The sequence below is a fragment of the Kitasatospora sp. NPDC004240 genome (assembly GCF_053603215.1).
Window position 1 is genome coordinate 1 of the sequence record NZ_JBSGFD010000272.1, and the last position, 9,129, is coordinate 9,129.

Sequence of the window (9,129 nt, forward strand, 5' to 3'; positions counted from 1 at the left end):
ACCCTGGAGACCCTCGGCCGCATCGACAACCAGGTCAAGATCCGCGGCTACCGCATCGAACTCGGCGAGATCGAGGCCCGCCTGCGCGAACACCCCCACATCACCGACACCGTCGTCACCGTCCGCGAACCCCACCCCGGCAACAAGCGCCTCACCGCCTACCTCATCACCACCGGTGCGGACCTCGACACCACCGCCCTGCGCGCCCACCTGGGCACCGTCCTGCCCGACTACATGGTCCCCACCGCCTACCTCACCATCGACGCCATCCCCCTCACCGCCAACGGCAAGATCGACACCCGCGCCCTACCCGCCCCGGTCACCGACACCACTCCCGGCACCGGCCACACCGCCCCCCGCACCCCCGTCGAGGAACGCCTCGCCACCATCTGGGCCGAGGTCCTCGACCTGCCGCAGGTGGGCGTCGAGGACAGCTTCTTCGACCTCGGCGGAGACTCCATCCGCGCCGTCCGTCTGGTCGGAGCGATGCGTGAGGCCGGCTACGACGTGAGCATCCGCGACGTCTTCCAGCAGCGCACCATCGCCGCCATGGCCACCGCCCTCCCGGGTGTCGGCACCGGCGAGTCGCTGATCACCGCCGTCCAGCCGTTCGAGCTGATCGGCGAGGACGACCGCGAGGCCCTCCCGGCTGACGTCGTCGACGCCTACCCGCTTTCGCAGATCCAGACCGGCATGCTCGTCGAGCTGATGTCCACCGAGAACGAGCACGTCTACCGGAACATCAACTCCTCGCGGATCCCGGACTCCCGTCCCTTCGACGCCGAGGCGTTCCGTCGCGCCGCCGACATCGTGGTGGCCCGGCACGACATCCTGCGCACCTCGATGCACCTGGAGGGCTTCAGCCGGCCCCTCCAGCTCGTCCATGCGACCGCCGAGATCCGGGTCGCGGTCCACGACCTGCGCGGCCTGGGCCAGGCCGAGATCGACGAACAGGCCCGCGCCTACGTCGAGCAGGAGAACCGCACGGGCTTCGACCTGACGTCCGCCCCGCTGATGCGGTTCGCGGCCCACGTCGAGTCCGACCGGGCATGGCGTCTGACGGTCAGCCACCTGCACGTGATCACCGACGGCTGGACCATCAACTCGCTGCTCATGGAGTTCCTCAGCACCTACCAGGCGCTGCGGGACGGCCGGGAGCCGGCGGCGTACGCGATGCCCGCCGTCCGTTACGCGGACTACATCGCCGCCGAGCGGACCGCCCTGTCCGACCCGGCGACCCAGGAGTTCTGGCAGCAGGTCGTCGACGCCCACAGCCCGCTCGCTCTGCCCGCCGCCTGGGGCGGTGAGCCGGGCGGGCCGGTGAAGGCCCGGGTGCCGTTCGCGGACCTGGAGGACGGGCTGCGCAGGCTGGCCGCCGAGGCGAAGACCTCGCTCAAGAGCGTCATGCTGGCCGCCCACCTCAAGGTGATGTCCGCGCTCACCGCGGACGAGGCCTTCCACACCGGCGTGGTCTACCACGGCCGTCTGGAGGCACCGGGCGCCGACCGGGTGTTCGGCATGCACCTCAACACGCTGCCGTTCCCGACCACCCGGGGCGCCGCGACCTGGCGCGAGCTGGTCGAGCGGACGTACGCGACGGAGACCGCGATCTGGTCGCACCGCCGCTACCCGCTGCCCGCCGTCCAGCGGGCCGCGGGCAACAGCAGCCTGATCAACGTCATGTTCGAGTTCCAGGACTTCCACCAGGTCGACACCGACGCGGTGGACGTCGAGGCCTCGCTCAACCAGGGCACCACGGAGTTCGCGCTCAACGTGATCGCCAGCGGTGGCACCGTCCAGCTGGGTGGTTCCTCGGAGTTCCTCACCGCGGAGAGCCTGGAGCGGCTGGGCGCGATGTACCGGCTGGTGCTGGAGGCCATGGCCGCCGACGCCGATGGTGACGCGCGTGCCGCCCACCTGCCCGCGGCCGAGCTCTCCCTGCTGCTCGACACGTGGAACACCACCGTCGAGGTGCCGGTGGAGGAGTGTGTCCACGAGCTGTTCGCCGCCCAGGCCGCCCGCACCCCGGACGCCGTCGCCCTCACCAGCGGTGACCTGAGCCTGACGTACGCGGAGCTGGAGGAGCGGGCCAACCGCATCGCCCACCACCTCATCGCCCTGGGCGCCGGCCCCGAGCGGATCGTCGGCCTCTCCCTGGAGCGTGGCCCCGACCTGATCCCGGCGCTGCTCGGCATCCTGAAGTCCGGCGCGGCCTACCTGCCGCTGGACCCGGCCAACCCGGCCGACCGCCTCGCCTACATGCTGGCCGACGCGAAGGCCGAACTCCTCGTCACCCACTCGTCGTTGGGTGAGCTGGAGTTCTCGGGCACCCGTGTACTCATCGACACCCATGCGGAGGAGATCGCGGCCCGCCCGGCGACCGCCCCCGTGACGGACGTGCGCCCGGACAACCTGGTCTACGTCATCTACACCTCCGGCTCCACCGGCCTGCCCAAGGGCGTCAGCCTCACCCACGCCAACGTGGTGCGCCTGTTCACCGCGGCGCGGGAGCAGGTCGGTTTCGCCGAGGGTGAGGTGTGGGCGCTGTTCCACTCGTACGCCTTCGACGTCTCCGTGTTCGAGATGTGGGGTGCCCTGCTGCACGGCGGCCGTCTGGTCGTCGTCCCGTCGGTGATCGCGCGTTCTCCGCAGGAGATGGCCGAGTTGCTGGTGCGCGAGCGGGTCGGGGTGCTGTGCCAGACCCCGTCCGCGTTCCGTTCGCTGGCCGCGACCGTGATCGACGACGCCGTCCAGGGCCTGGCCCTGCGCATGGTCGTGTTCGCCGGCGAGCGTCTGGACGTGCCGGACCTGGCCGCCTGGACCGGGCGGTTCGGCTGGGACGCTCCGGCCCTGGTCAACATGTACGGCCCGACCGAGATCACGGTCTACGCCACCTTCCACCGGGTGACGGCGGCCGAACTGTCCGGCCCGCGTCGCAGTGTCATCGGCCGCCACCTCGACGACCTGACCGTTCACCTCCTCGACCGGGCCGGCCGGCCGGTGCCCGTGGGTGTCCCCGGAGAGCTCCACGTCGGCGGCCCGGGCGTGGCCCGCGGCTACCTCGACCGCCCCGGGCTGACCGCCGAGCGGTTCGTCCCGAACCCGTACGGCCCGGCGGGCTCGCGGTTGTACGCGACGGGTGACCTCGCCCGGTTCCTGTCCGACGGCAGCATCGACTACCTCGGCCGGATCGACAACCAGATCAAGCTCCGCGGCTACCGCATCGAACTCGGTGAGATCGAGACCGCCCTCAGCGGCCTCGACCGGATCCGCGAAGCCGTGGTCGTGGTCCGGGAGGAGACCCTGGTCGCCTACGTCGTCACCGACGGCGGCGAGCCGGACGTCACCGCCGTTCGCCGTGAACTGGCCGTCACGCTGCCCGAGTACATGGTCCCGGCCGCGTTCGTCACGCTGGACGCCATCCCGCTCAACAGCAGCGGCAAGACCGACCGCCGTGCCCTGCCCGCCCCCGACCTGGACGCCTTCACCGCCTCCCGCTTCGCCGCGCCGCGCACTCCGCTGGAGGAGCGTCTGGCCGCGATCTGGGCCGAGGTGCTGGGCCTGACCCAGGTGGGCGTGGAGGACAGCTTCTTCGACCTCGGTGGCGACTCGATCCGTGCCGTCCGCCTGGTCGGCGCGCTGCGTGCCGCCGGTTACGACGTCTCGGTCCGTGACGTCTTCGAGCAGCGCACCATCGCCGCCATGGCCGCCGCCCTGCCGGGCGTCGGTACGGGCGAGTCGCTGATCACCGCCGTCCGGCCGTTCGAGCTGATCGGCGAGGAGGACCGCGAGGCCCTCCCGGCCGACATCGTCGACGCCTACCCGCTGTCCCAGGCGCAGACCGGCATCCTGGTGGAGGTCATGGCGTCGGCCGACCGTGCGGTCTACCACAACATCGACTCCTTCCGGCTGCCCGATCAGCGGCCGTTCGACGCCGAGGCCTTCCGCCGCGCCGCCGACACGGTGGTCGCCCGGCACGACGTCCTGCGGACCTCGATGCACCTGGACGGCTTCAGCCAGCCGCTCCAGCTCGTCCACGCCGTCACCGAGGCTCCGGTGGCCGTGTTCGACCTGCGCGGCCTGACCGAGGCCGAGGTGGCGGAGCGCGCGTCGGCCTTCGTCGAGGAGGAGCGGACCCGCGGGTTCGAGCTGGCGAACGCCCCGCTGCTGCGGATCGCCGCGCACATCGAGTCCGACCGGGCCTGGCGCCTGACGATCAGCCACAACCACGCCATCACCGACGGCTGGACGCTCAACTCGCTGCTCATGGAGCTCCTCGGCGCCTACCAGGACCTGCGCGACGGCCGTGAGCCCGCTGCCCAGGCCCCCGTCCCGGTGCGTTACGCGGACTTCATCGCCGCCGAGCGGACCGCCCTGTCCGACCCGGTGACCCAGGAGTTCTGGCAGCAGGTCGTCGACGCCCACGGCCCGCTGGCCCTGCCGGCGACCTGGGGCGGCGAACCGGGTGAGCGCGTGGGTGTCCGGGTGCCGTTCGCGGACCTGGAGGTCGGCCTGCGCAGGCTGGCCGCCGAGGCGAAGACCTCGATCAAGAGCGTCATGCTGGCCGCGCATCTCAAGGTGATGTCCGGCCTCACCTCGGAGACCGCCTTCCACACCGGCGTGGTCTACCACGGCCGTCTGGAGGCCCCCGGCTCCGACCGCGTGTTCGGCATGCACCTCAACACCCTGCCGTTCCCGACCACCGCGGGCGCCAGGACCTGGCGTGAGCTGGTCGAGCGGACGTACGCGACGGAGACCGCGATCTGGTCGCATCGCCGCTATCCGCTGCCCGCCATCCAGCGCGCCGCCGGCGGCTCGGGCGGTCTGGTCAACGTGCTCTTCGACCACCACGACTTCCACCAGGTCGACACCGACGCCGTCGATGTCGAGGCGACCATGGCGGGCGGTTCGAACGAGTTCGCGCTGATGGCGATCCCGCAGGGCGGGCACTTCAACCTCAGCAGCTCGACGGAGTACTTCACCGCGGAGAGCCTGGAGCGGCTGGGCGCGATGTACCGGCTGGTGCTGGAGGCCATGGCCGCCGACGCCGATGGTGACGCGCGTGCCGTCCACCTGCCCGCGGCCGAGCTCTCCCTGCTGCTCGACGCGTGGAACGCCACGGTCGAGGTGCCGGTGGAGGAGTGTGTTCACGAGCTGTTCGCGGCGCAGGCCGCGCGGACGCCGGACGCGGTCGCGCTGACCAGCGACGGGCTGAGCCTGACGTACGGGGAGCTGGACGAGCGGGCGAACCGGATCGCTCAGCATCTGGTGGCGTTGGGTGCGGGTCCGGAGCGGATCGTGGGTCTGTCGCTGGAGCGTGGCCCCGACCTGATCCCGGCGCTGCTGGGCATTCTGAAGTCGGGTGCGGCGTATCTGCCGCTGGATCCGGCGAACCCGGCCGACCGCCTCGCCTACATGCTGGCCGACGCCAAGGCCGAACTCCTCGTCACCCACTCCTCGTTGGGTGAGCTGGAGTTCTCGGGCACCCGTGTGCTCATTGACACGGATGGGCCTCAGATCGCGGCCCGCCCGGCGACGGCTCCGGTCACCGGGGTGCGTCCGGACAACCTGGTCTACGTCATCTACACCTCCGGTTCGACGGGTCTGCCCAAGGGCGTGAGCCTGACCCACGGCAATGTGGTGCGGCTGTTCACGGCGACGCGGGAGGACTATCACTTCGGGCCGGCGGATGTGTGGCCGTTGTTCCACTCCTACGCGTTCGACGTCTCGGTGTGGGAGATGTGGGGGGCGCTGCTGCACGGTGGCCGTCTGGTCGTCGTCCCGCGGCAGGTCAGCCGCTCCCCGCACGAGCTGCTGGACCTGCTGGTCAGCGAACGGGCCACGATCCTGTGCCAGACCCCGTCGGCGTTCCGCACCCTCACCCAGCTCGCCGGTGACGGCGACCCCCGCATCGACAGGCTCGCCCTGCGCGCGATCGTCTTCGCGGGCGAGCGCCTGGAGATGGCGGAGCTGCGCCCGTGGGCCGAGCGGGTGGGCACCGAGGGCACGGCTCTGGTGAACATGTACGGCATCACCGAGACGACCGTGCACTCGACGTATCACCGGATCACCGACCAGGACGTGGCGCGGTCGGCGCACAGTCCCGTCGGTTCGCCGATGGACGACACGGCCATCCACGTCCTCGACCCTCACGGGCACCTCGTCCCCGTGGGTGTACCGGGTGAGATCCACGTCAGCGGCCCGGCCGTGGCCCGTGGCTACCTCAACCGTCCGGAGCTGACCGCCGAGCGTTTCGTCCCCAACCCGTACGGGCCGGCCGGCTCGCGGCTGTACCGTTCCGGTGACCTCGCGCTGCGTCTGGCGGACGGGACGCTGGAGTCGCTGGGCCGGATCGACAAGCAGGTCAAGCTCCGTGGGTACCGGATCGAGCTCGGTGAGATCGAGACCGCGCTCGGTGAGCTGCCGGAGGTCCGCCAGAGCGTGGTGATCGTCCGCGAGAACGAGGCAGGGGAGAAGTCCCTCGTCGCCTACGTCGTCCCGGTCGCCGATGCGGTCCTCGACACCGCTGCCCTGCGCGCCCACCTCGGTGCCTCGTTGCCGGAGTACATGGTCCCGGCCGCGTTCGTCACCCTGGACGCCATCCCGCTGACCACCAACGGCAAGGCCGACACGCGTGCTCTGCCCGCCCCCGGCCTGGACGCCTTCACCGCCTCCCGCTACACCGCCCCGCGCACCCCGATCGAGGAGCGCCTGGCCGCGATCTGGGCCGAGGTGCTGGGTCTGGCCCAGGTGGGTGTGGAGGACAGCTTCTTCGACCTCGGCGGCGACTCCATCCGGGCCGTCCGCCTGGTCGGAGCGATGCGTGCCGCCGGCTACGACGTCTCCATCCCGGACGTCTTCGAGCAGCGCACCATCGCCGTCATGGCCGCCGCCCTCCCGGGCACCGGCACGGGCGAGTCGCTGATCAGCGCCGTCCAGCCCTTTGCCCTCATCGGCGAGGAGGACCGCAGCGCCCTCCCGGCTGACGTCGTCGACGCCTACCCGCTGTCGCAGATCCAGACCGGCATGCTCGTCGAGATGCTCGCGGCGCAGGGCGGCAACACGTACCGGAACATCAACTCCTTCCTGATCCCGGACGCGCTGTCGTTCTCGCCCGACGTCCTGCGCCTGGCCGTCGACACCGTCGTGGCCCGCCACGACATCCTGCGCACCTCGATGCACCTGGACGGCTTCAGCCAGCCCCTCCAGCTGGTGCACGCCACCGCCGAGGTCCCGATCACCGCGCACGACCTGCGCGGCCTGACCGAGGCCGAGGTGGCGGAGCGTACGGCCGCCTACGTCGAGCAGGAGCGTGCGACGGGCTTCGACCTGACCGCCGCCCCGCTGCTGCGGATCGCCGCGCACATCGAGTCGGACGAGGCCTGGCGCCTGACGTTCAGCCACATCCACGCCGTCACCGAGGGGTGGAGCTACCACACCCTGGTGATGGAGATCGTGACCCTCTACCGCAGCCTGCGCGACGGCCGGGAGCCGGCGGCCTACGAGACGCCCGCCGTCCGGTACGCCGACTTCATCGCCGCCGAGCAGGACGCTCTCGCGGACCCGCAGACCCAGGCCTTCTGGCAGCAGGTCGTCGACGAGCACGCCCCGATGGTCCTGCCCGAGTCCTGGGGCGAGGGCGGGAACGGGCGCCACGGTGTCCCGGTTCCGTTCCTGGACATCAAGGACGGCCTGCGCAGGCTGGCCGCCGAGGCGAAGACCTCGCTCAAGAGCGTGCTGCTCTCGGCCCACCTCAAGGTCATGGGCTCGCTCACCGCGGATGAGGCCTTCCACACCGGTGTCGTCTACCACGGTCGTCTGGAGGCCCCGGGCGCCGACCGCGTGCTCGGCATGCACCTCAACACCCTGCCGTTCCCCGCCACTCGGGGCGCGCGCACCTGGCGCGAGCTGGTCGAGCGGACGTACGCGACGGAGACCGCGATCTGGTCGCACCGCCGCTACCCGCTGCCGTCCGTGCAGCGGGCCGCCGGCAACGCGGGGGATCTGGTCTCGATCCTCTTCGAGTACCTGGACTTCCACGTGGTCGACGGTGGCCCGATCGATGCCGACGGTTCGATGGGCGACGGTGGCAACGAGTTCGCCCTCAACGTGCTGGCCCGTCCGGACCGGGTGAACCTCAGCGCCCCGGTCGCCGTGGTGGGTCGGGAGCGGCTCGCCCTGCTCGGGGAGCGCTACCGGCTGGTGCTGGAGGCGATGGCCGCGGACCCGGACGGGGACGCGCGGGTCGCGTTCCTGCCCGAGGCGGAGCGTGCGGAGCTGGCCGACTGGGCCGCGGGTGACTCCGTGCAGTGGCCGGCGGGTCTGACCGTCGACCTGTTCGAGGCCCAGGCTGCCGTAACCCCGGACGCCGTCGCCGTCATCGTCGACGGCACCCGCCTGACCTATCGGGAGGTGGACGAGCGGGCCAACCGCATCGCGCACCACCTGGCCGCCCTCGGTGCCGGCCCCGACGTCCTGGTCGGGGTGTGCCTGGAGCGCGGCGCCGATCTGGTGCCGACCCTGCTGGGCGTGTGGAAGGCCGGCGCGGCCTATCTGCCGCTGGACCCGTCCTGGCCGGCCGACCGCCTGGCGTACGTGCTGGCCGACACCGCCACCCCGGTCATCGTCACCTCGACCGGCCTGGCCGACACGGTCGGTGCCCAGTACGACGGCACGCTTGTGGTCGTCGAGCGCGAGCGCGCCACCATCGACCAGCACCCGTCCACCGCGCCGCAGCGTGCCGTGGACGGGGAGAACCTGGCGTACGCGATCTACACCTCCGGCTCCACCGGCCGCCCCAAGGGCGTCCTCGTCCACCACCAGGGCCTGGTCAACTACCTGCGCCACACCGCCGACATCTACGGCAGTGCCGGTACGGGCGGCGCCCCGCTGTTCTCCTCGATTGCGTTCGACCTGGGCATTCCCAACCTGTTCACCCCGCTGATCACCGGCCAGAGCGTCACCCTGCTGCCCGACGCCCTGGACACCGCGACCCTGGGTGCGGCCCTGGCCGCGGCCGGTCCGTTCTCCTTCGTCAAGCTCACCCCGGGGCATCTGGACCTGCTCACCCACCAGCTCACCCCCGCCCAGGCCCGTGACCTGGCCGGAGTGGTGATCGCGGCGGGTGAC

Annotated in this window: 1 protein-coding gene; it reads left to right on the forward strand. The window is 71.5% G+C overall.

The window, feature by feature from the left end; all coding sequences use genetic code 11:
* Nucleotides 1-9,129 (forward strand): amino acid adenylation domain-containing protein (locus ACWEQL_RS38555; RefSeq protein ID WP_452155625.1); only part of this gene is annotated, 9,129 nt, incomplete at both ends.